Source organism: Streptomyces sp. NPDC047706 (assembly GCF_043204795.1).
Classification (GTDB): domain Bacteria; phylum Actinomycetota; class Actinomycetes; order Streptomycetales; family Streptomycetaceae; genus Streptomyces.
On sequence record NZ_JBIDCW010000008.1, the window covers coordinates 143,902 to 168,082 of the forward strand.

20 protein-coding genes and 1 pseudogene are annotated in these 24,181 nt (G+C 72.5%); 12 read left to right on the forward strand and 9 right to left on the reverse strand.

Going from position 1 to position 24,181, the window contains the following annotated elements:
* Nucleotides 1-7 precede the first annotated feature (7 nt).
* The 4 genes from ACGF8A_RS12215 to ACGF8A_RS12230 are packed head-to-tail and all read right to left on the reverse strand — an operon-like array spanning nt 8 to nt 4,096.
* Nucleotides 8-607: an ATP/GTP-binding protein gene (locus tag ACGF8A_RS12215; protein WP_393106980.1), complete on the reverse strand. Its 600-nt coding sequence runs from the start codon at nt 605-607 to the stop codon at nt 8-10.
* On the reverse strand, nt 594-1,019 hold the full coding sequence (locus tag ACGF8A_RS12220; RefSeq protein ID WP_393106982.1) for a DUF742 domain-containing protein: 426 nt from the start codon (nt 1,017-1,019) through the stop codon (nt 594-596). The genes ACGF8A_RS12215 and ACGF8A_RS12220 overlap by 14 nt, the downstream gene beginning before the upstream one ends.
* Before the next feature lie 33 nt (nt 1,020-1,052).
* The gene (locus ACGF8A_RS12225; protein ID WP_385375878.1) at nt 1,053-1,529 is read right to left on the reverse strand and encodes a roadblock/LC7 domain-containing protein; all 477 of its coding nucleotides are present in this window, start codon (nt 1,527-1,529) and stop codon (nt 1,053-1,055) included.
* Nucleotides 1,526-4,096, reverse strand: coding sequence for an ATP-binding protein (locus ACGF8A_RS12230; protein ID WP_393106984.1), 2,571 nt, complete (start codon nt 4,094-4,096; stop codon nt 1,526-1,528). The genes ACGF8A_RS12225 and ACGF8A_RS12230 overlap by 4 nt, the downstream gene beginning before the upstream one ends.
* A gap of 447 nt (nt 4,097-4,543) precedes the next feature.
* On the opposite strand from ACGF8A_RS12230, the gene ACGF8A_RS12235 reads away from it, so the two are divergent.
* Nucleotides 4,544-5,503: an ABC transporter substrate-binding protein gene (locus ACGF8A_RS12235; RefSeq protein ID WP_393106986.1), complete on the forward strand. Its 960-nt coding sequence runs from the start codon at nt 4,544-4,546 to the stop codon at nt 5,501-5,503.
* A gap of 400 nt (nt 5,504-5,903) precedes the next feature.
* Entirely contained in the window at nt 5,904-7,712 is a 1,809-nt protein-coding gene (locus tag ACGF8A_RS12240; RefSeq protein ID WP_393106989.1) for a S8 family serine peptidase, read from the forward strand.
* A gap of 103 nt (nt 7,713-7,815) precedes the next feature.
* Here ACGF8A_RS12240 and ACGF8A_RS12245 read toward each other — a convergent pair whose 3' ends face one another.
* Complete coding sequence (locus ACGF8A_RS12245) at nt 7,816-8,466, reverse strand: ScbR family autoregulator-binding transcription factor (RefSeq protein WP_393106991.1); 651 nt, start codon at nt 8,464-8,466, stop codon at nt 7,816-7,818.
* 191 nt (nt 8,467-8,657) lie between these two features.
* Here ACGF8A_RS12245 and ACGF8A_RS12250 point away from each other — a divergent pair, with 191 nt between their 5' ends.
* From ACGF8A_RS12250 to ACGF8A_RS12270, 5 genes are all read left to right on the forward strand, one after another.
* Nucleotides 8,658-9,560: a ScbA/BarX family gamma-butyrolactone biosynthesis protein gene (locus ACGF8A_RS12250; RefSeq protein ID WP_393106993.1), complete on the forward strand. Its 903-nt coding sequence runs from the start codon at nt 8,658-8,660 to the stop codon at nt 9,558-9,560.
* 67 nt (nt 9,561-9,627) lie between these two features.
* Nucleotides 9,628-10,275, forward strand: coding sequence for a ScbR family autoregulator-binding transcription factor (locus ACGF8A_RS12255; protein WP_393106995.1), 648 nt, complete (start codon nt 9,628-9,630; stop codon nt 10,273-10,275).
* A gap of 24 nt (nt 10,276-10,299) precedes the next feature.
* A complete protein-coding gene (locus tag ACGF8A_RS12260) occupies nt 10,300-11,505 on the forward strand; it encodes a damage-control phosphatase ARMT1 family protein (RefSeq protein ID WP_393106997.1) in 1,206 nt (401 codons plus the stop codon).
* Nucleotides 11,506-11,796: 291 nt separating this feature from the next.
* Nucleotides 11,797-13,962, forward strand: a complete 2,166-nt coding sequence (gene cyc2, locus ACGF8A_RS12265) for a germacradienol/geosmin synthase Cyc2 (protein ID WP_393106999.1) — start codon at nt 11,797-11,799, stop codon at nt 13,960-13,962.
* Between the two features lie 226 nt (nt 13,963-14,188).
* The gene (locus ACGF8A_RS12270) at nt 14,189-14,776 is read left to right on the forward strand and encodes a PDZ domain-containing protein (protein WP_393107001.1); all 588 of its coding nucleotides are present in this window, start codon (nt 14,189-14,191) and stop codon (nt 14,774-14,776) included.
* A gap of 28 nt (nt 14,777-14,804) precedes the next feature.
* Here ACGF8A_RS12270 and ACGF8A_RS12275 read toward each other — a convergent pair.
* Together ACGF8A_RS12275 and ACGF8A_RS12280 are read right to left on the reverse strand one after the other, a co-directional pair.
* Nucleotides 14,805-15,114 (reverse strand): annotated as a pseudogene (locus tag ACGF8A_RS12275) (phosphodiesterase); the annotation flags it as partial.
* Nucleotides 15,115-15,217: 103 nt separating this feature from the next.
* Nucleotides 15,218-15,694 carry a GNAT family N-acetyltransferase gene (locus ACGF8A_RS12280; RefSeq protein ID WP_393107003.1) on the reverse strand — a complete coding sequence of 159 codons (477 nt, stop codon included), beginning with the start codon at nt 15,692-15,694 and terminating at the stop codon, nt 15,218-15,220.
* Nucleotides 15,695-15,941: 247 nt separating this feature from the next.
* On the opposite strand from ACGF8A_RS12280, the gene ACGF8A_RS12285 reads away from it, so the two are divergent.
* The gene (locus ACGF8A_RS12285; RefSeq protein ID WP_393107005.1) at nt 15,942-17,069 is read left to right on the forward strand and encodes an aminopeptidase P family protein; all 1,128 of its coding nucleotides are present in this window, start codon (nt 15,942-15,944) and stop codon (nt 17,067-17,069) included.
* A 47-nt stretch (nt 17,070-17,116) separates the two neighbouring features.
* Nucleotides 17,117-18,052 carry a phosphotransferase family protein gene (locus ACGF8A_RS12290; RefSeq protein WP_393107008.1) on the forward strand — a complete coding sequence of 312 codons (936 nt, stop codon included), beginning with the start codon at nt 17,117-17,119 and terminating at the stop codon, nt 18,050-18,052.
* A 117-nt stretch (nt 18,053-18,169) separates the two neighbouring features.
* On the opposite strand, the gene treZ is transcribed toward ACGF8A_RS12290, so the two are convergent.
* Complete coding sequence (gene treZ / locus ACGF8A_RS12295; protein WP_393107010.1) at nt 18,170-19,915, reverse strand: malto-oligosyltrehalose trehalohydrolase; 1,746 nt, start codon at nt 19,913-19,915, stop codon at nt 18,170-18,172.
* Nucleotides 19,916-20,088: 173 nt separating this feature from the next.
* On the opposite strand from treZ, the gene ACGF8A_RS12300 reads away from it, so the two are divergent.
* The 3 genes from ACGF8A_RS12300 to ACGF8A_RS12310 all read left to right on the forward strand — a co-directional run bounded on the left by ACGF8A_RS12300 (nt 20,089) and on the right by ACGF8A_RS12310 (nt 22,669).
* Nucleotides 20,089-20,640 carry an FHA domain-containing protein gene (locus tag ACGF8A_RS12300; protein ID WP_393107012.1) on the forward strand — a complete coding sequence of 184 codons (552 nt, stop codon included), beginning with the start codon at nt 20,089-20,091 and terminating at the stop codon, nt 20,638-20,640.
* A 131-nt stretch (nt 20,641-20,771) separates the two neighbouring features.
* Nucleotides 20,772-22,175, forward strand: a complete 1,404-nt coding sequence (locus tag ACGF8A_RS12305; RefSeq protein ID WP_393107014.1) for a M14 family zinc carboxypeptidase — start codon at nt 20,772-20,774, stop codon at nt 22,173-22,175.
* Nucleotides 22,172-22,669, forward strand: a complete 498-nt coding sequence (locus tag ACGF8A_RS12310; RefSeq protein ID WP_393107016.1) for an SSI family serine proteinase inhibitor — start codon at nt 22,172-22,174, stop codon at nt 22,667-22,669. Before ACGF8A_RS12305 ends, ACGF8A_RS12310 begins: the two co-directional genes overlap by 4 nt.
* 90 nt (nt 22,670-22,759) lie before the next feature.
* On the opposite strand, the gene ACGF8A_RS12315 is transcribed toward ACGF8A_RS12310, so the two are convergent.
* Nucleotides 22,760-24,013, reverse strand: coding sequence for a M14 family zinc carboxypeptidase (locus ACGF8A_RS12315; RefSeq protein WP_393107018.1), 1,254 nt, complete (start codon nt 24,011-24,013; stop codon nt 22,760-22,762).
* Nucleotides 24,014-24,181 lie beyond the last annotated feature (168 nt).

A 24,181-nucleotide genomic window follows, 5' to 3' on the forward strand; every position in this document is an offset into this window, starting at 1 on the left:
CGCCGCCTCACCCCCCGCTGCGGGCCAGCGCAAGCTCCAGTACGACGAGCAGCGCGTCCCGTACCGAGCCGCGCTCCCGTGCGTCGAACACGACCACCGGGACGTGCCCGGCGACGTCGAGCGCCCAGCGGACCTCCTCCAGCGTGTGCTCGACCTTCCCGTCGAAGGCGTTGACCGCCACCGCGAACGGGATCTGCCGGTGCTCGAAGTAGTCCACGGCCGCGTAGCAGTCGTCCAGCCGCCGGGTGTCGACGATGACCAGCGCGCCGACCGCGCCCTCGACGATGTCGTCCCACATGAAGCCGAAGCGGTCCTGTCCCGGCGTACCGAACAGGTACAGCTTCAGCGTCGGGTCGACGGTGATGCAGCCGAAGTCCATCGCGACCGTGGTCGTGGTCTTGCGCGGGGTGTGCGACAGGTCGTCCACCCCCGCCGCGACCTCCGTGATGGCCGCCTCGGTGGTCAGCGGCTCGATCTCGGAGATGGCGCCGACCGCGGTGGTCTTGCCCACGCCGAAGCCGCCCGCGACCACCAGCTTCACCGGCAGCGGCGGCCGTACGGCGCTCTGCGCGGCCACGTCGGCGGCGAGCGGTTCAGTCGGTGTCACGGAGTACCCCCCGGGAGTCGGGGATGGCGCGGAGGCCATCGATAACCCTGCGCAGGACGGACGCCTCATGGGTGACGGCGGCGTTCGGCACGTACACCGCCAGATGCCCGGCGGTGCGCAGGTCCTCGGCGAGGACCCGGACGACGTTGAGGTGCAGCCGCAGCAGCGCGGCGATCTCCGCGATGGACTGGGGCTGCTTGCAGGCGGCGACGATGTCGTGCCGCTCGAAGGTGAGCCGGCCGAGCGCGTCGAGCCCTTCGGCGGTGGCCACCACCTGGGTCTCGACGGGCAGGGTCCGGGCGGACGCGGCCCGACCCGCGCCCGCCACCCGGCCGGCGGTGACGAGGAACGGCCGTACGGCGGGGACCGGGCCGGCCGGGTCCGGGCCCGGGGGCGTCGGGTCGTCCGCCATGGGTGTCTTCCTCCTCGACCGGGCGGTGACCGGTCAGCCCGTGGACCCGGCGCCGACGCTGTTCTTCAGTTCGAGCACGAGCTGGGGGCTGAGCGCGGCGCCCGCCCGGTTCGCGAACAGCGTCATCTCGTAGGCGATGTTGCCCAGCTTGGCCTCCTTGTCGGCGACCACGCCGAGCACGGCGCCGCTGCCGATCGCGGAGACCAGGACGTGTCCGCCCTCCAGGTCGATGATGACCTTGTTCAGCGCGCCCAGGCCGTAGTTGCCGGAGGCGCCGGCGGCCAGGCTGGTGAGGCCGGAGACGATCGCGGCCAGCCGCTCGGAGTGCGCGCGTTCACGCAGCTGCGCGACGGCGATCAGCAGTCCGTCGGAGGACACCGCGATGGCGTCCACCACGCCCGCGGTCTCGGTCGCGAAGCGGTTGAGCAGCCATGTGAAGTCGGCTGCGGCGGCCCGCAGTTCGTCCGGTGTGGTGCCTCCCGTCGGAGTTCCACCTGTCGACGTGCTCACTGCTCCGCTCCTTCCGGGAGATGCCTGGGGTCTTGCGAGTCGCTGCCGGGCGCGCCGTGGGGGTCACCCGTGCCGCCCTCGTCGCGGTCGTACGGCGGTCGTGTGCCGCCGGCCGTGTCCTCGTCGCGACGGGCGTCGCGGTGGGCGCGTGCCACGGCCGCCTCGAACTCCTCCAGGGCGTCGCGGACGGCCTCGGCGTCGGCGGGTGCGGCGGCCCGGTGCGCTTGCGGGGGGCCGGCCTCGGCACCGGCGGTGGTCCGCAGGGTCGCGCCCCGGACGCGCCGGCGCAGCGGGCGGGCGCCGCTCGTGGACGCCTCGCCACGGGCCCGGGGGATGAGCGGGGAACCGTCGCCGGCCCCGGGTTCGCGCCGGGGGACCCTGCGGGGGAGCGAGGTGGAGTCCTCGATGGGCGACCCGGACCCGGCGGCGGGGCGCGGTCCTGACCCGGACGCCGGGGCGGCCGGGTCCGCCGCCCTCCCACCCGTGGCGGAACCGCTGCCGGCGCCCGTACCGTCCCCGCCGCTGCCGTGCTGCGTCGTACCGCCGGAGGCCACCGGGCGCATCGTGAGCAGCAGCGTGGAGGGGATGCGGATCTCGGCCGTCACACCCCCGCCGGGCGTACGGGAGAGGGTCACGCCGATCTCCCAGCGGCGGGCCAGGCTGCCCACCACGAACAGGCCCAGCACCTTGGTCGGCACCAGGTCCAGGCGTTCCCGGCGGATCAGGCGGGCGTTCTCCTCGTCGAGCCGCTCGGCGCTCATCCCCAGGCCGTGGTCGGCGACGGTGATCGTCGCTCCGTCGCCACCGGTCCGCACGGTCACCTCGACGGGACTGCCCGCGGGCGAGAACGACACGGCGTTCTCCAGGAGTTCGGCCACCATCAGCGTGAGGTCGCCGACGATGTCCGGCTCGACCATGATCTCGGTGCCGGCGTGCAGTTCGACCCGCTGATAGCCCTCGATCTGGCCGAGTGCGGCCCGTACGACGTTGGTGAGGGCGGTCGGGCCGCCGTCCAGCACGGTCTCGCGGATACCGGCGAGCAGCATCAGGCTGTCGGCGTTGCGGCGCAGCCGGACCGCGATGTGGTCGATGCGGTACAGGCGTTCGAGCAGCGCGGGGTCGGTCTCGCCGCGCTCCACGGCGTCGATCAGGGCGAGCTGCCGGGTGGTGAGGTTGCTGACCCGGCGGCCGACGTTGCCGAACATCTCGGCGACGTTGCGGCGACTGAGCACCTGCCGCTCCAGCAGGGCCGCCGCGGTGGTCTGCACCTGGTTGAAGGCGTCGGCGAGGTCGCCGATCTCGTCCTGTGCGGTGACGGGGATCTCGCGCAGCCTCGGCGGGGCGTCGTCCTCGGTGTCGTCGTCGGCGACCCGGGCGAGTTCGCGGCCGGCCACGTCGGCGACCTGCCGGGCGGCACCGGTGAGCGCCTGCACCGGCCGCACCACCGAGCGGCGTACCACCACCGAGGCGGCACCCCACAGCAGGAAGCCGAGCAGCGCGAGGCCCAGCAGCCAGGCGGCGTTCCACCAGGCGTCGTCGGAGGCCTCGTCGGCCCGGTCGGCGATCTGGTCGATCAGCGAGCCGGTGATCGCCAGCCGGGTGTCGGACTGCTGCCCGTAGGTGGGGTAGGTGGACAGGGCGAGCGTGAACTTCTCGCGGACCGCGGCCGGCGTCGCGGCCTGCAGCGAGCTCGGGTCGATCTGGAGCTCGGCGTAGTGCCGCAGGATGGTCGCCTGGGCGGGGTTGTGCTCGATGCCGCGCAGCTCGGCGGCCTGTTCCTCGGTGGCGAACCGTCCGAACCGCTCGGCCTGGTGCTGGTACAGCTCGTAGGCGCCGACCGCGCCGACGAACTCGATCAGTGCGTTGGAGTCGCCGGTCGTGGCCGAGAAGACGCTGGTCTCGAAGGAGCTGTGGGCGGCGTCCGCGCGCAGCAGGGAGTCCAGCAGATTGCCGGTGAAGGTGGCGGCCAGGGCCGGGTTGCGGTCCAGGCCGAGGCCGTCTATCAGGCCCTGGGCGGCGTTGTGGTAGGCCGGGTCGATGTTGTCGGCGGGCAGATAGCCCTGCTCGATGGTGCGGCGCAGGTTCTCGAGGCCCTCGACCTCCCGCAGCGCCTGCGACTCGGTCTGCGGAAGCCGGTCGCCGAAGGTGGCGCGCACCTTCTCGACCTGGGCGTCTGTCTCCCGCTGCGCCAGGCGGTAGTCGGTCAGCGCGGGCCTGGCGTCGCCGCCCCGGGCCTCGTACCGCACGGAGAGCAGGATGGCCCGCTGGTGCTCGGTCTCCACCCGGTCGACGAGTCCGGCGACCTGCGCGCTGTCCCGGACCAGGGCGGCGGCCTCCGCCGCGCTGCGCGCCTGGGCCACCTGGCCGGAGATGAGATGGGCGAGCAGCACCGCGACACCTGCCAGCGGCACGCCGACCAGGATGTTGAGCTTCTGACGGAACGGCAGGCGGTCGGCGAACCCGCGCACACCACCCCGGGACGGTCCAGGTGCCGGCATCGCGGTCTCCCCCTGTCCCGGCGAGGCCGAGGGCCCGGGGAAGGGCGCGCCCACCTCGTTCGTGGACACCGAGCCTCCTTCGTGGGGTGTCGCACCGCGCGGAGAAGCTGCGCGCGTGTCCGTTCGCGTGTCGTTCCGATCGACGTTCGGCCGGTGTACGGCGACACCGGTGCGGTTCGTGTCACCGCTGTGACCGGAGGGCAACTCCGGTGAGACTATCGCCTTCTGGGAGGGCGGATCGCGCCACTCCACGTCAAGAATCAGTTACGACCTGCTCCTGGGCGAGCGGAACTCGACAGGAACTCGACCGGAACTCGTCCAGATTTGCTTCATCGTCTTCATCGCAAGTGGTCACTCATCGAAGCCAATTGGTGACCTGAATTTGCTTGACTGGGCGAGAACAGGCTGGATTGGATCAGTAGGTGCGGTGTGCGTGCCACGTCCGCGGTGGGCCCGATGTGCCCGCAGGTCACGTCACCGCTACCCCGCCACATCGTCGAGCCCGGAACGGGAATCGTGACTTCAACCGTGAAGAGCACCTTGTCCAGTACGAGACACCGCGGTGCGGCCGCCGTCGCCCTCGCCGTCGCGGCGGCGCTGGTCGCCGGTTGTGGCTCGTCCTCCGACGACACGTCCGACCCGCTCTCGGAGGGCGCCTCGGACGGCAAGACCGTCGTCGTGGGCTCCAACAACTTCGCCGAGAGCATCCTCCTCGCCGACATCTACGGCGAGGCCCTGAAGGCCAAGGGTATAGAGGTCGAGTACAAGCCCAACATCGGCAGCCGCGAGACCACCTACGGCCTGCTGAAGAACGGCTCCATCACCGTCCTGCCCGAGTACAACGGCTCGCTGCTGGCCTACCTCGACCCCGACGCCGAGCAGAAGTCGGCCGAGGCCGTGAACGCCGAGGTCAAGGCCAAGCTGGACGCCAAGCTCACGCTGCTGGAGTCGTCGCCGGCCGAGGACAAGGACTCGGTGTCCGTCAACGCCGAGACGGCCGAGAAGTACGACCTCGGCCCGCAGTCCACCCTCGCCGACCTCAAGGACATCGCGCCCGAGCTGGTCATCGGCGGCTCGCCGGAGTTCCAGACCCGGCACCAGGGGCTGGTCGGACTGGAGAAGGAGTACGGCCTGAAGTTCAAGTCCTTCAAGGCCCTGGACGCCGGTGGCCCGCTGACCCAGGCGGCGCTGACGAAGAACACCGTGCAGGCCGCGGACATCTTCACCACCGACCCGACCATCGTCAAGGAGAAGTTCGTCGTCCTGCGGGACCCGAAGAACCTCTTCGGCTTCGCGAACGTGACCCCGCTGGTGCACAAGAGCGGCCTCTCCCAGGAGGGAGTCGACGCCCTCGACGCGGTCTCCGCCAAGCTCGACACCAAGACGCTCCTCGACCTGGACGCCCAGGTGCAGCTGGAGAACAAGGACCCGCTGGACGTGGCCAAGGCCTGGCTGACGTCGGTCGGCCTGGACTGACCCGCACCGCCGTACCGGCGGACCCGATGTGCCCCGCACCGCCCTGGAGCGTGCGGGGCACACCTGTTTCCCGGCCGAGCCGATGCCCGCGCGGCGATTCCCAGGGGCAGTTCGCAACAAGGCGAGCGCCTCATGAAGCGAAAGCAGACATCGGCGGTCAACCCTTCGACAACGAGGGTGCACTTCCGGCCTGGCAAAGGGTTTCCCCTGTATCCGCACGGCAGTTCCGTTGCCTATCGTTCGAGCACTGCTGACCCACAGGTAACCCCTGACGGGTCGGCGTCGCGCCAGGCCGGCCTCCGCACGCCCGCTTTTCGGCTACACCCCCCTCCGCTTCGACGACGAAGCGCACAGACCGCCGCTCCGCGCTGTCCGGAGTACGGCCACGAAAGGCAAGCTCTTGCGAACCTCCCCTGCCGTCAGACGCAAGCTGATATCCGTCGTCGCCCTCTCCGCGGCGCTGCTCACCGCCGCCACCGCACAGGTGGCCGCGGCCCAGGAGACCTCCGCGCGTGAGGCCCGCGCGGCCGAAGTCCCCACCGCCCAGACCGAGGCCGCCCCCGGCACCACCGCCGAGCGCCTCATCGTCGGCTACAAGTCCGGCGCCGCCGAGGCCAGGTCGGACCGGTCCGCGGAGGCCGACGCCGAGGCCAAGGGCGCGGAGACCGGCGAGGACCTCGACTTCCGGCGCCGCCTCGGCACCGGCGCCGCCCTCGTCGACCTGGGCGAGAACCTCACCAGGTCGGACGTCGCCGGCGTCGTCGCCGAGTACCAGGCCGATCCGCAGGTCGCCTATGTCGTCCCGGACCGCCTGAACACCCCGCAGGCCGACCCGAACGACACCGACTACGCCAAGCAGTGGGACCTCTTCGAGGCGGCCGCCGGCATGAACGTCCCCGGAGCCTGGCCCACCTCCACCGGCAGCGGCGTGACCGTGGCCGTCATCGACACCGGATACGTGGCCCACTCCGACCTCGCTCCGAACATCGTCGCCGGCTACGACTTCATCGCCGACACCGCCGTGTCCGTCGACGGCAACGGCCGCGACAGCAACCCGGCCGACCCGGGCGACTGGTACCTCACCGACGAATGCGGTTCGGGCATCCCGGGCAGCGACTCCTCCTGGCACGGCACGCACGTGGCCGGCACCGTCGCCGCGGCCACGAACAACGGCAAGGGCATGGCGGGCGTCGCCCACGGCGCCAAGATCTCCCCGGTGCGGGTGCTCGGCAAGTGCGGCGGCTACGACAGCGACATCATCGACGCCATCACCTGGGCGTCCGGCGGCACGGTCGCCGGCGTGCCCGCCAACTCCAACGTCGCCAAGGTCATCAACATGAGCCTCGGCGGTGACGGCGCCTGCACCTCCGCCACCCAGAGCGCCATCAACGCCGCCGTGAACCGGGGCACGACCGTCGTCGTGGCCGCCGGAAACGACAACGACAACGTGGCCAGCCACTCGCCGGGCAACTGCGGCAACGTCATCTCGGTCGCCGCCACCAACCGCTCGGGCGCCAAGGCGTCCTACTCCAACTACGGCTCCCTGGTGGACATCTCGGCGCCGGGCGGTCAGACCAGCACCGGCACCGCGAACGGCATCTACTCCACGCTGAACTCCGGTACCAGGACGCCGTCCACCGAGTCCTACGCCTACTACCAGGGCACCAGCATGGCCACCCCGCACATCGCCGGCCTCGCCGCGCTGATGAAGTCGGCCAAGCCCTCGCTGACCCCGGCGCAGATCGAGTCGGCGATCAAGTCCAACGCCCGTGCGCTGCCCGGCGCCTGCTCCGGCGGCTGCGGCGCGGGCCTGGCGGACGCCGCGAAGACGGTCCTGGCCGTGACGGGCGGTACGCCCACCGGGACGACCTTCTCCAGCAGCTCCGCCGTCGCCGTCCCGGACGCCGGGCCGGCCGTCGAGTCCCCGATCACCGTCGCCGGCCGCACCGGCAACGCGCCCTCGGCCCTGCGGGTGGGGGTGGACATCACCCACTCCTACCGCGGTGACCTGGTCATCGACCTGGTCGCCCCGGACGGTTCGGCCTACCGCCTGAAGTCCTCCAGCGGTTCGGACTCCGCGGACGACGTCAGGACCACCTACACGGTCGACGCGTCCTCCGAGTCCGCGAACGGCACCTGGAAGCTCCGTGTCCAGGACACCGCCGCCCTGGACACCGGCCGCCTGAACAACTGGAGTCTGACCTTCTGAGCGACCCCGCGGACAACGGCCGTACGCCGGCCAAGGCCCTTGCGGGCCTTGGCCGGCGTACGGCTGAGCGCTTCTCCGGGACGCCTGCGGGATCGTTCCGCTGTCACGAGGCGACGCGAGTGTTGAGCGAGTCCAGCACCCGCGCTCCCCGGTCGGCACGGCTGTCCAGGCCGAGCAGCAGTCCGGGCACGGCGATGCTCGGCAGCATGTGGGACCACAGCACCGACAGCCGGTGCCCGAGGTCGTCCCGTTCCGTCAGGGCCCGCGACATCAGCTGTATGCCGGTGAACGAACCGATCAGCAGCTCGACGGTGTCCCGGGGGTCCACCGTGGGCAGCAACTCGCCCTGCGCCTGGGCCTGTTCCATCAGCGGCGTCAGATGCTCGGCCCACTGCCGGAACGGCCCGGTGTGGTCCACCCCCGGCGGCGCGCACTGGTCCACCGCGAGCCGCACGCTGCCCCGGAGCAGGGCGTTGCTCAGCAGCCGCCGGCCGACGACGAACGTGATGTCGACGATCTCCTGCAGCTTGCACGCCTGGGGAGGGATCGAACCGAAGGGCACCTGCTCGTCGAGGACGGCCTGGGCGAGGGATTCCTTGGACGGGAAGTGGAAGTACAGCGCCCCTTTGGTGACTTCGGCGCGGTCCAGCACCATGGCGATGGTGGTGGAGGTGTAACCGTGTTCGTCGAAGACCGCGCCGGCGGCTTCCAGGATCGCCCTGCGTGTCCTGATGGCGCGCTCCTGTTTCGCCATGAGAGACCCTCTCCGGCGCCCAGTTGGCCGGTTCATGCCGCTGGCGCCACGATCGTGCCGGAACTTCCCTGATCATAGGGTGTTACGGAGTGATCGCATTGAAAACAAACCGGTCACCTCGTATTCTGACGCCCACCCACGGCGGACGCACCACCGTCCGCGCCACCCTTCGGGGGACCGTAGGGAGAAACATGCCACAAGCGCGGCAACTTGCCGAAACCCCGATCCTGACGGCGACTGTCCCCCGGCAGTTCGTGCATCGCGCGGCCGTCGCCGAGACTTTCCTCACCGGCTGGAAAGAGACCGGAACCGACCGCTTCGCCGTCGCGGCCCAGTGGCCCCGGGCCCACGGGTTACACGTGTCGCACGACCGTTCCGCGTACGAGCCCCTTCTCGTCGTGGAAACCGTCCGCCAGAGCGGAACCCTGATCGCGCACACCGAGTACGACGTGCCCCTGGGTCACCACTTCGTGCTCCAGGAATTCGAAGTCGACACTTCTCCCGCGCACTTGGCCGTCGGCCCGGTACCCGCCGAGCCGGTCGTCGACGTCCACTTCGTCGAGGTCCGCCGCCGGGCCGGCCGCCCGGCCGGCGCCCGCTACACCGCCGAGGTACTGCTCGACGGCGCCCGCGTGGCGACCGCCCGGGTCGCCTTCACCTGCGTCGCCGAGGCCGTCTACCGCAGGCTGCGCGGTGGCCGCACCCCGGCCACCGTGACCGTCCCGCCCGCCCCGCCCGGGCTGCCGCCCCGAGTCGTGGGCCGCGCCCTGCCGGGCGACGTCGTCCTGGCACCCACCGAACGCGAGGACCGCTGGCGCCTCAGAATTGATACCGCGCATCCCGTTTTCTTCGACCATCCGCTCGATCACGCCCCTGGCATGCTGCTGCTGGAGTCCGCCCGTCAGGCTGCCTGGGCCCGGACGCCCGGCGGCGGGACGCCCAGTTCCTTCCGTTCGGTGTTCCATCGCTACGCCGAACTGGACGAACCCGTATGGATCGAGGCCTGCGCCGACGCCGGCGCAACCCTGCGAGTCGTCGCGAGGCAAGGGGAGTTGACGGTCTTCGAGTGCCTGGTCGACACGGCGCAGGAGTGAGATATCGTGTGCGGGGGGTAAGAAACAAACGGCACAACCCGTTTTGATTCCCAGGAGAGTCCAGCCGATGGCGAGGCAGTTACGAGCCGAGCAGACCCGCGCCACGATCATCAGGGCCGCCGCCGACCTGTTCGACCGTCAGGGATACGAGTCGACCAGCCTCAGCGACATCGTCGAGCACGCCCGAGTCACCAAGGGCGCCCTGTACTTCCACTTCGCCGCGAAGGAGGACCTCGCACACGCCATCATGGAGATCCAGTCGCACGCCGCACGACGGCTGGCCCGTGAGGTGGACGACCGGGAGTGCTCCTCGCTCGAAGGCCTGATCCGCATCACCTTCGGCCTGGTGCGGCTCACCGTGGAGGGGCCGGTGGCCCGCGCCGGGCTCCGGCTCGCCACCGGCGGAGTAGGGGTGCGGCCGCCCCTGCCGCACCCGTTCACCGAATGGCTCGACATCGTCTCCCGAAAGCTCGTCGGAGCCGTCAGGGAGTGCGACATGCATCCGGACGTCGACGTCGACGCGGTCGCCCACTCCCTCGTCAGCTTCTTCATCGGGATACGCGTGGCGGGCCGCACCCTCGAACCCGTCCTGCGGCTCCCCCGCCGGCTCACCGAGATGTGGTACGTCCTCATCCGCGGCCTCGTGCCGGTGACCAGACGCCCGCGCTACCTCGGCCTCGCCACGCAGCTGGAACGGGAGATCAGAGCCGTCTGAGCGGCGCGCGGTACGGTGAGGCGCATGCCCGACACCGCGCCCGCGCCCGTGATCCTCGGCAACGAAACCGGTTCCTTCCCGCACAGCGTGCTGGCCGAACGCCATCCCGCGATCATCCGGCAGGTGCGTGAGTCCCTGCCGTACGGACCCGACCGGCGGCGCGCGCTCGACGCCCTGCTCACCAGCTGCGCCGAGGGGGTGATCGAACCACTCCCCTCCGACGCGCACGACCGGGACCGATGGGCCGCGTGGGGGCTTGGCACCTATGCCGGGCAGTCCTGGTTCGACGTGCCCTGGCTGTGGTCGGAGAGCTACTTCTACCGCGCGCTCCTCGAAGCCACCGGCTACTTCGGCTCCGGACCCGAGCAGGCCATCGACCCGTTCCGCCCCGTCAAGCTCGACGAACTCGACGCGCCCGCGACCGACGAGGAACTCGCCGCCCTCGACGACCTGCGATCCCGCCCCGCCGACGAGCGCGCCCAGGCCCTGCTGCACGGCTCGCTCTGGGGCAACCGCGCCGACCTCGGATTCCGGCTCTCCGCCGGGGGCGACACCCCGGCCGCCGCCCCCGCTCTGGTGGCCGACGACAGCGAGACGCTGTGGTCCCTCCTGCCGCCCTCGGGCACCGGCACGCTCTGCCTGATCGCCGACAACGCCGGCCGCGAACTCGTCCCCGACCTGCTGCTCGTCGCCCACCTCCTGGCCGAGGGCCGTGCCGGGCGAGCCGTGCTGCACGTCAAGCCCCACCCGTACTACGTCTCCGACGCCACCCCGGCCGACGTGCTCGACGCGCTGCGCCGGCTGACCGGGGCGCCGGGCGCGGCGGGCGAGTACGGCCGGCGGCTGTGGGCGGCGACGACCGACGGCCGGCTGACCGTGCGGGTCCACCCGTTCTCCTGCGGACCGCTGCCGTACGCCGAGATGCCCGGCGACCTGCGCACCGAGCTCGCCGCGGCGAGCGTGACCATTGTCAAGGGCGACCTCAACTACCGCCGCCTCGTGGGCGACCGGCACCTGCCCCCGACCACCTCCTTCGCGGACCTGACCGACTACTTCCCCGGTCCGGTCGCCGCCCTGCGCACCCTGAAGTCCGACGTGATCTGCGGCCTCGACGCGGACACCGAGGCCGCGCTGGTCGCCGCCGAGGGGCAGGGCTGGCGGACCGGCGGCACCCATGCGCTGATCCAGGTCAACGCGGCTCCGGGTGGACGCCGAGTCGCAGGTGCTTGATGCCGTTGACGACGTGGGACACCAGGCGCTCAGGGGGCGCCGCGATCCGGAGCTTCGCGGGCAGGGCCCGTGGCGCCTCCTGATGCAGCACCCGCAGTTGCAGCCGGGCGATGTGCCCGCCGGGCAGACGCGGGGGCCGTCCCCGGCGGGCAGGGGCGCCTGATGGGTGCAGGGAGAACCGAACGCCATGAACTGCCGTGCCGACGCCCGGATTCGGCCCCGATTCACGCGATGGTGTGATCATGTCCTGGCCCGTGGATGCCCTCGACAGGCCGCGGGTAGGGCCCGGCCATGACGCAGCAGCCGTTCGAACTCCCGCACTTCTACATGCCGTATCCCGCGCGGCTGAACCCGCATCTCGACCAGGCGCGTGCCCATTCGACCGTGTGGGCACGCGAGATGGGCATGCTGGAGGGGTCCGGGATCTGGGAGCAGGCCGACCTCGACGCGCATGACTACGGCCTGCTCTGCGCCTATACGCACCCCGACTGCGACGCCGAGGCCCTCTCGCTCGTCACCGACTGGTACGTGTGGGTCTTCTTCTTCGACGACCACTTCCTGGAGACGTTCAAGCGCAGCCAGGACCGCGCCGGCGGCAAGGCCTACCTGGACCGCCTGCCGCTGTTCATGCCGCTCGATCTGTCCACGCCCCTGCCGGAGCCGGACAATCCGGTGGAGGCGGGCCTCGCCGACCTCTGGGCGCGTACGGTGCCCTCGATGTCCATGGACTGGCGCCGCCGGTTCTCCGTCGCGACCGAGCATCTGCTGAACGAGTCCCTGTGGGAGCTGTCCAACATCAACGAGGGGCGGATCGCCAACCCCGTCGAGTACATCGAGATGCGCCGCAAGGTCGGCGGCGCTCCCTGGTCCGCCGGTCTCGTGGAGTACGCGACCGCCGAGGTGCCCGCGTCCGTCGCCGGCTCCCGGCCGCTGAGGGTACTGATGGAGACGTTCTCCGACGGCGTCCATCTGCGCAACGACCTGTTCTCCTACCAGCGGGAGGTCGAGGACGAGGGCGAGCTCAGCAACGGGGTGCTCGTCCTGGAGACCTTCTTCGGCTGCACCACGCAGGAGGCCGCCGAGGCCGTCAACGACATCCTCACCTCCCGGCTCCACCAGTTCGAGCACACCGCGTTCACCGAAGTCCCCGCGCTGGCCCTGGAGAAGGGCCTCACCCCGGGCGAACTGGCCGCCGTCGCGGCCTACACCAAGGGCCTGCAGGACTGGCAGTCCGGCGGCCACGAGTGGCACATGCGGTCCAGCCGCTACATGAACGAGAACGCCACGGCCAGCACCCCGTGGAGCGCGGGAGCCACCGGAATCGGCACCTCCGGCACCGACGTCCGCTCGCTGCTCGCCTCGGCAGGCGCCGAACGGCTGCGCGCGTACACGCACGTGCCGTTCCAGAAGGTCGGCCCGTCGCGGATTCCCGACATGTATATGCCGTACCAGGTGCGCCTCAACCCCGGCCTGGACGGCGCCCGCGCCCGCCTCCTGCCCTGGGTGCAGGGCGTCGGCATGCTCAGTGAGGGCGTCTGGGACGAGGACAAACTCGCCGCGAACGACCTGCCGTTGTGCTCCGCCGGCCTCGATCCGGACGGCAGTCCGCAGGCCCTCGACCTCAGTGCCTGCTGGCTGGCCTGGGGCACCTACGGCGACGACTACTACCCGCTCGTCTTCGGGCACCGCCGCGACCTCGCCGCCGCCAAGCTGTCCACACAACGGCTCTCGGGCTGCATGCCCGTCGACGGCGCGGCGCCGGTCGTCCCGGTGAACGCCATGGAGCGCGGCCTCGTCGACCTGTGGCGACGCACCACGGTGAACATGGACGAGGACTCCCGCCGCCGGCTGAAGGCCTCGATCGAGGTGATGACCGAGAGCTGGGTGTGGGAGGTGGCCAACCAGCTGCACAACCGCGTCCCCGACCCCGTCGACTATCTGGAGATGCGCCGCGCCACCTTCGGCTCGGACCTGACCATCAGCCTCTGCCGGATGGGCCACGGCCCCCACATTCCGCCGGAGGTCTACCGCAGCGGCCCCGTCCGCTCGCTGGAGAACGCCGCCATCGACTACGCGTGCCTCCTCAACGACGTCTTCTCGTACCAGAAGGAGATCGAGTACGAGGGGGAGATCCACAACGCGATCCTCGTGGTGCAGAACTTCTTCGGCACCGACTACCCGACCGCCCTCACCATCGTCAATGACCTGATGACGCAGCGGATGCAGCAGTTCGAGCATGTGGCGGCGACCGAACTGCCCGTCGTGTACGACGACTTCGCGCTGTCGAACGAGGACCGGGAAAGTATGGCCGGATATGTGGCCGCCCTGCAGAACTGGATGGCGGGCATCCTGAACTGGCACCGCTCGGTCGCGCGCTACAAGGCGGACTGGCTGGAGGGCCGGGCCCACGGCTTCCTGCCGGACCGCGCGCCGTCCACGCCCCTGCCGGTCGGCTGACCCGGCCGCTCAGCCGCCCGGCCACCGTCAGGGCCGTCTCCTCGGCGAGTTCTCGTACGTCGTTCGCGGCGTCCCGTGAGAACTCGCCGGGTCCGCCGGCGACGTCTTACGCCGGCGTCCGGACCCCGTGAGCGTGCCCGGAGCGCTTGCGCGGCGCCCTCAGTCTCACTCGTTCGTGGCTCGTCGTGCGCCGGTGTGCCGGGTAGTGCATCAGCGGAGGCGAACCATGGAACAGACTGCGCTGCGTCCCAAGCCGATCCCCGGCCAGGAAGCCGGAGGCACCGGCTCCGATCCCGCTCCGAGACCGCATGCCGCACGGCGGCGCGGCCGACGGCTCACGACCCTGCTGTCCGGGCTGCTCGCCGCGGCGGTGCTCCTGCTGAGCGGCATCGGAATCGGCACGGTGGCCGCGACGGTGATCGGCATGAGCAAGCTCGCCGAGGTCCGCGCTCAGGCCGGCGGGACGGGGCCCTCGGCACCGGCGCCTCCGTCCGCCTCGCCCGGCCCGAGCTCCCCGGGGCCGTCGGCCGACGGGCCGGTACCCGCGGCGGACATGGTCCTGGGTGTCGAGGTCACCGACGCCGAGAAGCCCGGCGCCCTGGTCGTCGGCGTGCACATCCCCGGCCCGGGACACGCGGCGGGCCTGGTACGGGGCGATGTACTGCTCACCTTCGACGGCACGCCCGTCGAGTCCGCGGCCGATCTCGTACGGGCGGTGGACAGGGCGCGTCCCGGAGCGGCGGTTGTGGTGACGGTGCGTCACGAAGGCGGTGGTCACCAGCAGTTGTCGGTGGCGCCGGGCGTCCTCACATGACCACACGGAAGTGGCTGGTGAGCCGCCCCTCGTCGTCCAGGCACCCCTCGTCGCGCGCCGGGGTGCTGGAGTCGCGCACCGGCACGGCGGCGCCTTCGAACAGGTGCGCCTCGCCCACCGGCCCCTCGGCCGCGGGCCGGCCGAGCAGGGCCTTGGGGAAGGGCGCTCGGCTGTCGTGGCTGCCGGGGCAGGTCGGCGACGGGTCGGGCGCGCCACCGGAGCGCAGACCCGGAACGCGGGCCGCCTCCTCGAACTCCGCCTTCCGCGCCGTGGTCCGCGATGTCGCCGGTGACCGGCAGTGCGTCCAGCTCCCCCAGCCGGTCCCGCACCCGCTCGGATCAACCGCATCCAGGCATCACATCCGGCGCTCGCGCCGGCTCTGCCGTGTGCGTGGCGCCGGCGAGCTCCGGGCGTCACCTCCAGGACCGAGCAGGCGCGAGGTCAGTCGGACAAGGTGAGGATCACCTCGTCGATCTCCTCCCCGCGCGCGTTCGCGAAGCCCCGCTCGGTGCGGGTCGCCACGAACCCGCACTTCTCCAGGACCCGGATCGAGCCGCCGTTGTCCGCAGCCGCACGGGCGTGGAGCGGGCGGTCCGGTACGACGCCGAGCAGCTCCCGCAACGCGGCGGTGGCGGCTCCACGGCCCCAGTAGTCCCGCCCGATCCAGTAGGTGACCTCGCGCTCCCCGGGCGGCCCGAACACACCGAGATGGCCGACGATCTCCCCGTCCTCCCCGACCACGGTGCGCACCATGACCGCCGGATCGCGGCGGATCCGCGCCCAGTGGGCGCCGAAACGGGCACGATCTGACGGGTCCTTGGCGGTGAACGCCGCCATCCGCGTCCCCTCGGGCTCGTTCATGTGGGCGTAGAAGACCGGTAGATCGCCGTCCCGCACTTCTCGTAGCGTCACGTCCATCGCAGCCTCCAGCGGGTGAGATCGAGCGGTCGCCTGTGTCGCGAGACGCACATGGATCATCGCAGACCGCCATCGGTCCGAGCGGCGTTTCACCCTGGTCCGCCGAGAGCCCGGCCCGGACTTCGACGGCACGCGCTCCCGGCGCGCCGGCACAGGACACCGCGAACCACGCCTCACCGGCTCGCGTCGCCCCCGCCGGGCGGGCAGGATGCTGCCGAGGTTCCCGCACCCGCGCAAGGAGGCTGGTATGACCGGCAGTACGGCCGCGCCCTTCACCGCTGACGACTACCGGGCCCGGATGGAGCGCGCCGTGCGGGAGGCCGCCGACGCGGGGCTGGCCGGGCTGCTGGTGGCCCCGGGGCCCGACCTGGCCTGGCTCACCGGGTACGCGCCCCCCGCCGCCACCGAACGGCTCACCCTGCTGGTGCTCGTCGCGGACCGGGACCCCGTCCTCGTCGTTCCGGCCCTGGAGGCCCCCGACGCCGCACACGCCGCCGGCGCGAGTGCCGTGACCCTGCGGGACTGGACCGACGGCAAGGACCCCTACGCCCTGACCGCGGGCCTTCTCGGCGTCTCCGGGCGCTTCGGGATCAGCGACAACGCCTGGGCCATGCACCTGCTGGGCCTGCAGAGTGCGCTGCCCGGCACGTCGTACGCCTCCCTGACGGAGGCCCTGCCGATGCTGCGGGCCGTCAAGGACCCGGCGGAGCTGGAACTCCTGGCCGCCGCGGGAGCCGCCGCGGACGCCACGTTCGAGGAGATCAGGAACGTTCGCTTCGGTGGCCGCCGGGAGTGCGACGTGGCCCGGGACCTCGCCGGCCTGCTGCGCCGGTTCGGCCACTCCCAGGTCGACTTCACCATCGTCGCCTCCGGCCCGAACGGGGCCAGCCCGCACCACGAGGCCGGCGACCGCGTCATCGCACGCGGCGACATGGTCGTCCTCGACTTCGGCGGCCTCAAGGACGGCTACGGCTCAGACACCTCCCGCACGGTCCACGTCGGCGAACCCACCGGCGAGGAGCGCGAGGTGCACGACCTCGTACGCGAGGCCCAGGAGGCGGGCTTCCGGGCCGTCCGGCCGGGAGTGCCCTGCCAGGACGTCGACCGGGCCGCCCGCGCGGTCGTCGCCGGCGCCGGGTACGGCGAGTACTTCATCCACCGCACCGGGCACGGCATCGGCGTCACCACCCATGAGCCGCCGTACGTCGTCGAAGGTGAGGAACAGCCCCTGGTCCCCGGGATGTGCTTCTCCGTGGAGCCCGGCGTCTATCTGCCGGGCCGGTTCGGGGTGCGCATCGAGGACATCGTCACCGTGACCGAGGAGGGCGGCCGGCGCCTGAACAACACGACCCGGGAGATGCTGATAGTGGAGTGACCCGACCCAGGAGCCCCTGTACGCACCCGAGCGACAACGGTCCCACCATGACCCAGGCACCGACACCCACCGAGGACACCGTCCGCCGACTGGTCCGCTCCCTGCTCAAGGACGGTACGGCCGGCCCGGACGTCCGGCCGGTCGACGAGAGCGGCGGGCTCACCACGTGGTGGGTCGGCTCGCGGCACGTGCTGCGCCTCGCCCCCGACCGCGAGAGCGCCGCACGCCAGCGCCGCGAGCTGCGCCTGCGCGAGGTCGTCCGCCCGCACCTCCCGGTCGCCGTGCCGGTCAGCGTGGCGCACGGCGAATGGGCGCCTGGCCTCACCTACACGCTGGACACCAAGGTGCCCGGCGGCTCCGCGCCGGAGCCGGACATCTCCGCCCTGGGAGAGGCAGACCTGGCCGGGATCCTCACGGGGCTGCGCGAGGTGCCCGTACGGCAGGCCGAGGCGCTCGGCGTGCCGCGTGCCGCGCCGCGTTCCCTGGGGGCGCTGCGCCGGGCCGCCGGGAAGGCCGCCGAACGGCTCGCCCGGGCCGACGAGTTCGACGCGGGGCGGATGCACCAGCTCACCCCGGCCGCGCCGGTCCAGCTCGCCGCCCAGTCCGGTGGCGCGGTCCTCGTCCATCACGGCCTCACCGGCGCGCACCTGGTGGTCGGCGCCGACGGCCGGGTCCGCGGCGTCCTCGGCTGGGCCGACGTGGTCGTCGGCGACCCCGCCGAGGACGTCGCCGCCCTCGCCCTCGCCGTCGGCGCCCCCGCGGCCGTCCGCGCCGCCACTCTCGCCGGGTACGGCGCCCGGCCCTGCCTGCGCGGTCTGTGGCTGGCCCGCTGCGACAGCGTCGTCCACCTCGCCGACCGGCTCTCCGGCCGGTCCGACGCGGCGCTGCCCGACCTCAGGACGCAGCTCCGCAACGCGTGGGAGGCGATCCTGTTGGAACGCGTGACGGAATTCCGGGGGGACGACGGGGGCGACGACCCCTAGGCGAGGGGGCCGGACGCGGAGTCGGGGCCGGGGCGAGGCTTCCCGCTCCCGGCTTCCCGCTCCCCCCTTCCCGCTCCCCGCCCGACGTCGCAGGCCCACCCCCGCGCCTCCCACCCCCTACGGCTGCGCCACCACGACGCAGCTCTCCCCGGGCACCCGGAGCACCCCCTCGTCGTCCGGCGGCGCCACCGGTTCCCACGCTGCGAGGATCCCGGCAGGGCGGGTGCCGAGGGGGATCTCCACGGTGGTGCCGGAAAGGTTCACGGCCACGCAGATGTCCCCTCGCCGGAAGACCAGCCAGCGCGCCTCCTCGTCGTGGGCCACCTTGATGTCGGCGAGGTCGGGGTCGGTGAGGTCGGGCTGTTCTCGGCGGAGGGCGATGAGCCGGCCGTACCAGGCCAGCACGCGCGCGTGGTGCTCGCGGCCGGGCTCGGCCCAGTCGAGGCAGGAGCGGTCCCGGGTCGCCGGATCCTGCGGGTCGGGCACGTCCTCCTCGGCCCAGCCGTGCGACGCGAACTCCCGCCGCCTGCCCCGCCGCACCGCCTCCGCGAGGTCGGGATCGGTGTGGTCGGTGAAGAACTGCCAGGGCGTGCCGGCCGCCCACTCCTCGCCCATGAACAGCATGGGCGTGGCCGGACCGGTCAGCACCAGCGCGGCGGCGCAGGCCAGCAGGCCGGGGGAGAGGCCTGCGGAAAGCCGGTCGCCCCGCGCGCGATTGCCCACCTGGTCGTGGGTCTGGCTGTATCCGAGGAGCCGGTGCGCGGCGATCTTCGAACGGTCCAGCGGCCGGCCGTGCCGCCGGCCCCGGAAGCTGGAGTAGGTGCCGTCGTGGAAGAAGCCGCCGGTGAGCGTCTTGGCGAGGGCGGCGACGGGGGCGCGCGCGAAGTCCGCGTAGTAGCCGTGCGACTCGCCCGTCAGCGCCGTGTGCAGGGCGTGATGGAAGTCGTCGTTCCACTGCGCCTGGACTCCCAGCCCGCCCTCCTCGCGCCCGGTGATGAGCCGGGGGTCGTTCCGGTCGGACTCGGCGATCAGGAACAGCGGGCGGCCCGAATCCGAGGCGAGGGCGTCCACCGCGGCCGACAGCTCCTCCAGGAAGTGCACCGCGCGCGTGTCCACCAGCGCGTGCACGGCGTCCAGCCGCAGCCCGTCGAGCCGGTAGTCGCGCAGCCACGCCAGCGCGCTGCCGATCAGGAAGGCGCGCACCTCGTCCGAGCCGGGCGCGTCCAGGTTGACGGCCGTACCCCAGGGGGTGTGGTGCCGGTCCGTGAAGTAGGGGCCGAACTCGGGCAGGTAGTTGCCGGACGGCCCCAGGTGGTTGTGCACGACGTCGAGGACCACGCCGAGGCCGAGTTCGTGGGCCCGGTCGACGAAGCGTTTCAGCGCCGCGGGCCCGCCGTACGGCTCGTGCACCGCCCAGAGCGAGACCCCCTCGTACCCCCAGCCGTGGCGGCCGGGAAACGGGCACAGGGGCATCAACTGGACGTGTGTGACACCCAGTCCGGCCAGGTGCTCGAGCCGCTCCGCCGCCGCGTCCAGCGTGCCCTCGCGCGTGTACGTGCCCACGTGCAGCTCGTACAGGACCGCGCCCGGCAGCGGGCGCCCGGGCCACTCGGCACGCCAGGAGTGGAGCCCGTGGTCCACCACGGCGCTCAGCCCGTCCGGGCCGTCCGGCTGCCGCCGCGAGCGCGGGTCGGGCCGCACCGGGCCGTCGTCCACCGCGAAGCCGTAGCGCGTGCCGTCACGCGCATCCGCGTCGGCCGCCCACCACCCCGCTCGCTCCGGGTCCTGCTCCATCGCGCGCGTGGCTCCGTCGCAATGGAGCGTCACACGGCCGGCCTGCGGTGCCCACACCTCGAACTGCACGGACGGTTCCCCTTCGTCTGCTCACCGTGATGTAGCTCGACCATCGTGCTTCACACGAGATCAATCCGCTTGTGCATACCCCCTTTTGCGCCGGGTGTCGTCCGGTACGCGCGTGTGGTGGCCGTTTCCCCGATTTCTGGACACCCGGGGTTCACTGCCCGACAATCACCGGTGTGACGTCGTCCTTCGAGTTCTCGACCCACCCCGCGCGGCTGTCCGACGCGGAGCGCGACAAGGCGCTGAAGGTGCTGCGTGACGGTGTCGCCATGGGCCGTCTCTCGCACGACACGTTCGTCCGGCGGATGGAACTGGCACTCGCCGCCCGCCGGTCCGACGAACTCGCCGTCCTCACCGCCGACCTGCCCTCCGAGAGCCGCATCGCCCGCGCGGTGTTCGGCACGGTCGAGGCGGTGTCGGGCTTCACCGAGCGGCTGCGCAGGGCCTGGCGGGCCGAGCGGCTGCCCAAGCTCCTCCTGCCCCACCCCGCGGCCGGACACCCCCTGCGCATAGGCCGTGACCCCGCCAACGGACTGCGGCTGAACCACGAGACGGTCTCCCGGGTGCACGCCGAACTCACCCGCCAGAGCGGCATGTGGGTCCTGCGGGACCTGGGCTCCACCAACGGCACCACGGTGAACGGGCGGCGCGTCACCGGCGCCACCGTGGTCCGCGACGGCGACCAGGTGGGCTTCGGGCAGACGGCGTTCCGGCTCGCGGCCAACTGAGCCAGGCTGTCCGAAAGGCCTCGCGGACCCGGCACGCCGACGCCCGGCGCGCTCGCCTCCCGCCTGACGTCCTCACCTCAAGCCTCCCTGACGACGGCGGTGTTGACGTACACCTGAACTCGTGACTGACTGTGCCTACACCACGCACACCAGGTGAACCGACGGCACCACGGAGGTGTGCCCTGCCGCCCCTCCTCCGTTATCCGACCGTCGACGAGCTGGGCGCGCGAGCGGCCGCCCTCGTCGCCCGCCATCCCCGTGCGACACGGCTGCGCCGCGTCGGCACCTCACGGGCGGGCACGCCCCTGTGGGTGCTGTCCGTCGGCCACGGCAGCCGTCACGCCCTGATCGTCGCCGGACCGCACGCCAACGAGCCCGTCGGCGGCGCCACCGTGCTGCTGCTGGCCGAGCGTGCCCTCGCCGACCCCCGCCTGACCGAGGACGCCGACACGACCTGGAACCTGCTGCTGTGCCTCGACCCCGACGGCCTGCGGCACAACGAGGGCTGGCTGGCGGGCCCTTACCGCCTCGACCGGTACTTCCGGAGGTTCTTCCGCCCCGGCTTCCTGGAACAGCCCGAGTGGCTGCCCCACGGCGCGGCCGGCGCCGTACTGCCGGAGACGCGTGCCCTGCTCGCTCTCCAGGACGAACTGAAACCCTTCTTCCAGTGCTCCCTGCACGGCGTCGACGTCGGCGGCGGCTTCGTCGAACTCACGCGTGACCTGCCCGGCCTCCCGCGGGCCGTGGCACGGACGTCGGCCCGCCTCGGCATCCCGCGCGAACTCGGCGCGTACGACGCGCTGTACTGGCCGGTGCTGGGGCCCGCCGTCTACCGGATCCCGCCGCCGCACCGGGGCGACCTGGTCGCCGCCATCACCGAGGCCGCCGTCGAGTCCACCTGGTACCACCCGCACCGGCACGGCACCGTGACGGCAGTCGTGGAGGCGCCCATGTGGGGCGTGGAAGCCGTGGGGGACGGAGCCGTGCCCGCCGACGCGGACGCGGCGCTGCGGACCCTCAGCCGCGCGCTGCGTCACGACACCCGGCTGCTGCGAGGCGTCCTCGCGCGCGTACGCCCGCATGCCGCCACGGTTCCGGACGCGGCCCGCCTGCTCGCCCCGGTCGACGACTACCTGCTGGTGTGCCCGGGGCTCGCCGACGCCTGGGACCCCGATCTCGGTGACCGGCCGCGTCGCGCCCTGCCACCGCTGACCGCCGCCCATCTGACGGCGCTGCGCATCGCCGGACGGCGGCTGGTTCTGCGGACGGCGGGGTTGCTGCACCAGCTCGTCACGCGCGCGGGGCGCGACCCGGCGGGTGCGCTGCCGGAGCTGGACGCGCTGGTCGACCGGTGGTGCGCCGAGTACCGCGACGGCTGCGGGGCCCGCTGGATCCCCGTGGCGCGCCAGGCCGAGTACCAGTCCCAGGTGATTCTCGACGTGTTCGAACTGGCCCGGCGGCACGGGTCCGGGGGCTTCCGTTCGGGTGAGCCGGGCTGGGGGTGCGAACCGGTCGTGCCGATGCACCGGGAATGACGCACACCCTCACCACGAAAGCCGTACGGGGCGGTCTGCCGGCCGTGGCCGCCCTCCTGCTCGTCGGTGCCGCACCGGCGCGGGCGACGGTCCAGGAGTCCCGCGCGAGCGACTGGCTCTACCTCTCGGTCACCCGGGGCGACGGCGGATCCAGCGACACACGCGGCACCCTGCTGCTGTGCGAACCGCCCCAGGGGCACCGGCGGGCCGCCGAGGCCTGCGCCCAGCTCGACTCCGTGGGCGGCGACATCAGCCGCCTGCCGCTGAAGCAGGCCTACTGCCCCATGGTGCATGCGCCGGTGACCGTCCACGCGCGGGGGCAGTGGCGCGGGCGGACGGTCGACTACCGGCAGACGTTCTCGAACGACTGCGTGGCGGCGGCGCGTACGGGGGCGGTCTTCGCGCTGGACGACGACGAGGTGAACGAGGTGAACGAGGTGAACGAGGTGAACGAGGTGAATGAGTCGAGCGGGCGGAGGGGTCCTACGGGCTGACGCGGCGACGGGCGCCGCGCGCGTGGCTCCCGGTCGCGCCGACGGTTCCGCGCGGCGCTCGGGGCCGTCGGCCGCGCGCGTGCGCCGTGGTCACGCCGACCGGTCACGCGCGTGCAGGGCCGCCGCGACGACGGTGCGGGCCTGGTGCTCGACCTGGTTCTCCAGGGGCACCCAGCGGGCGCGGAAGCGGTCGGCGAAGGCCTCGCTCCAGGTCGCGACGAGCCCCTCGAGGCGCGGGGCCGCCCGGTCGTCGGTCTCCTGAAGGACCCGCCACAGCATCGCCGCCGCCCGCAGAGGCAGACGGCGGGCGAAGGCGTCGACGCTTCCTATGTAGGCCATCGTGTGCCCGGCGGGCGGCGTGTGCGTCCAGTCGGCGGCCAGCCCAGGCACCAGCTCCAGCGCCCATCTGGCGGACCGCAGCAGGGGCCCGTCGACGCCGTCCAGACGTGGCGAGGCATCCGCCAGCACCCGCTCCACCCGGCGCGCGTCCCGCAGCAGCCGGCCCGCCAGGCGCCGCATCGCCGCGGCCGGCGCCGGATGCGTGGCCGGGTCGTCCACCAGGTCGCTCGCCCACATGGGCACCTCCACGACCGCCGTCAGGCCACCGTACCGGTGCACGTGGTACCAGGTGCTGTGCCGCGCGTCGTCCGAGGGCATGCTCGGATACGCGAGCCCGGCGCCGGCTGCCGGCATCACATGGACGCCGGGGCCGGTCGCCGGCCAGCCCGCGGCGTCCGACGCCCCCGTCTCCACGGGTATGTGCAGCTCGGCCGCGGACTTGGCGAAGGGCTCGGCCAGTCCGGGTATCTCCTTCGTCAGCTGCACCCAGCTGCCGCCCAGGTCGGTGCCGTGCAGGGTCACCTGGAGGTAGGGCCGCAGCTCGTCGATGACGCCGGTCAGCGCCCGGGTCTCGGGCGGCAGCCGGTCGGGCGGCAGCACGGCCGGCGACCACTCCGGCTGCTCCGGGCCGGCGGGCCGGAAGAACCCGAGGTGGTAGTCGAAGAGGCTGCGCGGCGCGGGTGTGACGTGCAGGCTCGCCCCGTCGGGGTCCGCGCACAGCAGGAAGTGCCATGAAATGCCGGACCGCAACCGCCATTCGTGCACGACGCGTTGGGCGACCGCCAGCAGCGTCGAGCCCCCCGTCGGTTCGTTCGCGTGCGCGCCCGCGACGACCAGGACGGCGTGCCGGGAGTGCCCCACGGACAGCAGGTGGAGAGGCCGGCCCGCGCGGGAGACGCCGATCTGCCGGAGGGTGCACAAGCCGGGTTCCCGAGCGGCCAACGCCCGGGCGGACGCCACGATTTCGGTCACGGTGGGGTAGCGCGGCTCCGGCAGAAGACTCACCCCCGACTTGTCCGCCCGGCTTCGCACCCGCAGTACCGCACGCTCCAGGGACGGTGTCAAGGAGAGGGCGCGGAGCCTCCAGGGGGCGCCCGGATGCACGTACCGCGAGGGGAGAGGCGTTCACGCCGGGCACGGCACCCACGTCCCCGGCCGCCCCGCCTCCGGCGC

Excerpts from the sequence above, each read along its gene's own strand:
- ACGF8A_RS12220 (WP_393106982.1), bottom strand. The coding sequence starts at position 1,019 with ATGGCGGACGACCCGACGCCCCCGGGCCCGGACCCGGCCGGCCCGGTC.
- ACGF8A_RS12245 (WP_393106991.1), bottom strand. The coding sequence starts at position 8,466 with ATGGCGAAACAGGAGCGCGCCATCAGGACACGCAGGGCGATCCTGGAA.
- ACGF8A_RS12250 (WP_393106993.1), top strand. The coding sequence starts at position 8,658 with ATGCCACAAGCGCGGCAACTTGCCGAAACCCCGATCCTGACGGCGACT.
- ACGF8A_RS12255 (WP_393106995.1), top strand. The coding sequence starts at position 9,628 with ATGGCGAGGCAGTTACGAGCCGAGCAGACCCGCGCCACGATCATCAGG.
- ACGF8A_RS12260 (WP_393106997.1), top strand. The coding sequence starts at position 10,300 with ATGCCCGACACCGCGCCCGCGCCCGTGATCCTCGGCAACGAAACCGGT.
- cyc2 (WP_393106999.1), top strand. The coding sequence starts at position 11,797 with ATGACGCAGCAGCCGTTCGAACTCCCGCACTTCTACATGCCGTATCCC.
- ACGF8A_RS12270 (WP_393107001.1), top strand. The coding sequence starts at position 14,189 with ATGGAACAGACTGCGCTGCGTCCCAAGCCGATCCCCGGCCAGGAAGCC.
- ACGF8A_RS12280 (WP_393107003.1), bottom strand. The coding sequence starts at position 15,694 with ATGGACGTGACGCTACGAGAAGTGCGGGACGGCGATCTACCGGTCTTC.
- ACGF8A_RS12285 (WP_393107005.1), top strand. The coding sequence starts at position 15,942 with ATGACCGGCAGTACGGCCGCGCCCTTCACCGCTGACGACTACCGGGCC.
- ACGF8A_RS12290 (WP_393107008.1), top strand. The coding sequence starts at position 17,117 with ATGACCCAGGCACCGACACCCACCGAGGACACCGTCCGCCGACTGGTC.
- ACGF8A_RS12310 (WP_393107016.1), top strand. The coding sequence starts at position 22,172 with ATGACGCACACCCTCACCACGAAAGCCGTACGGGGCGGTCTGCCGGCC.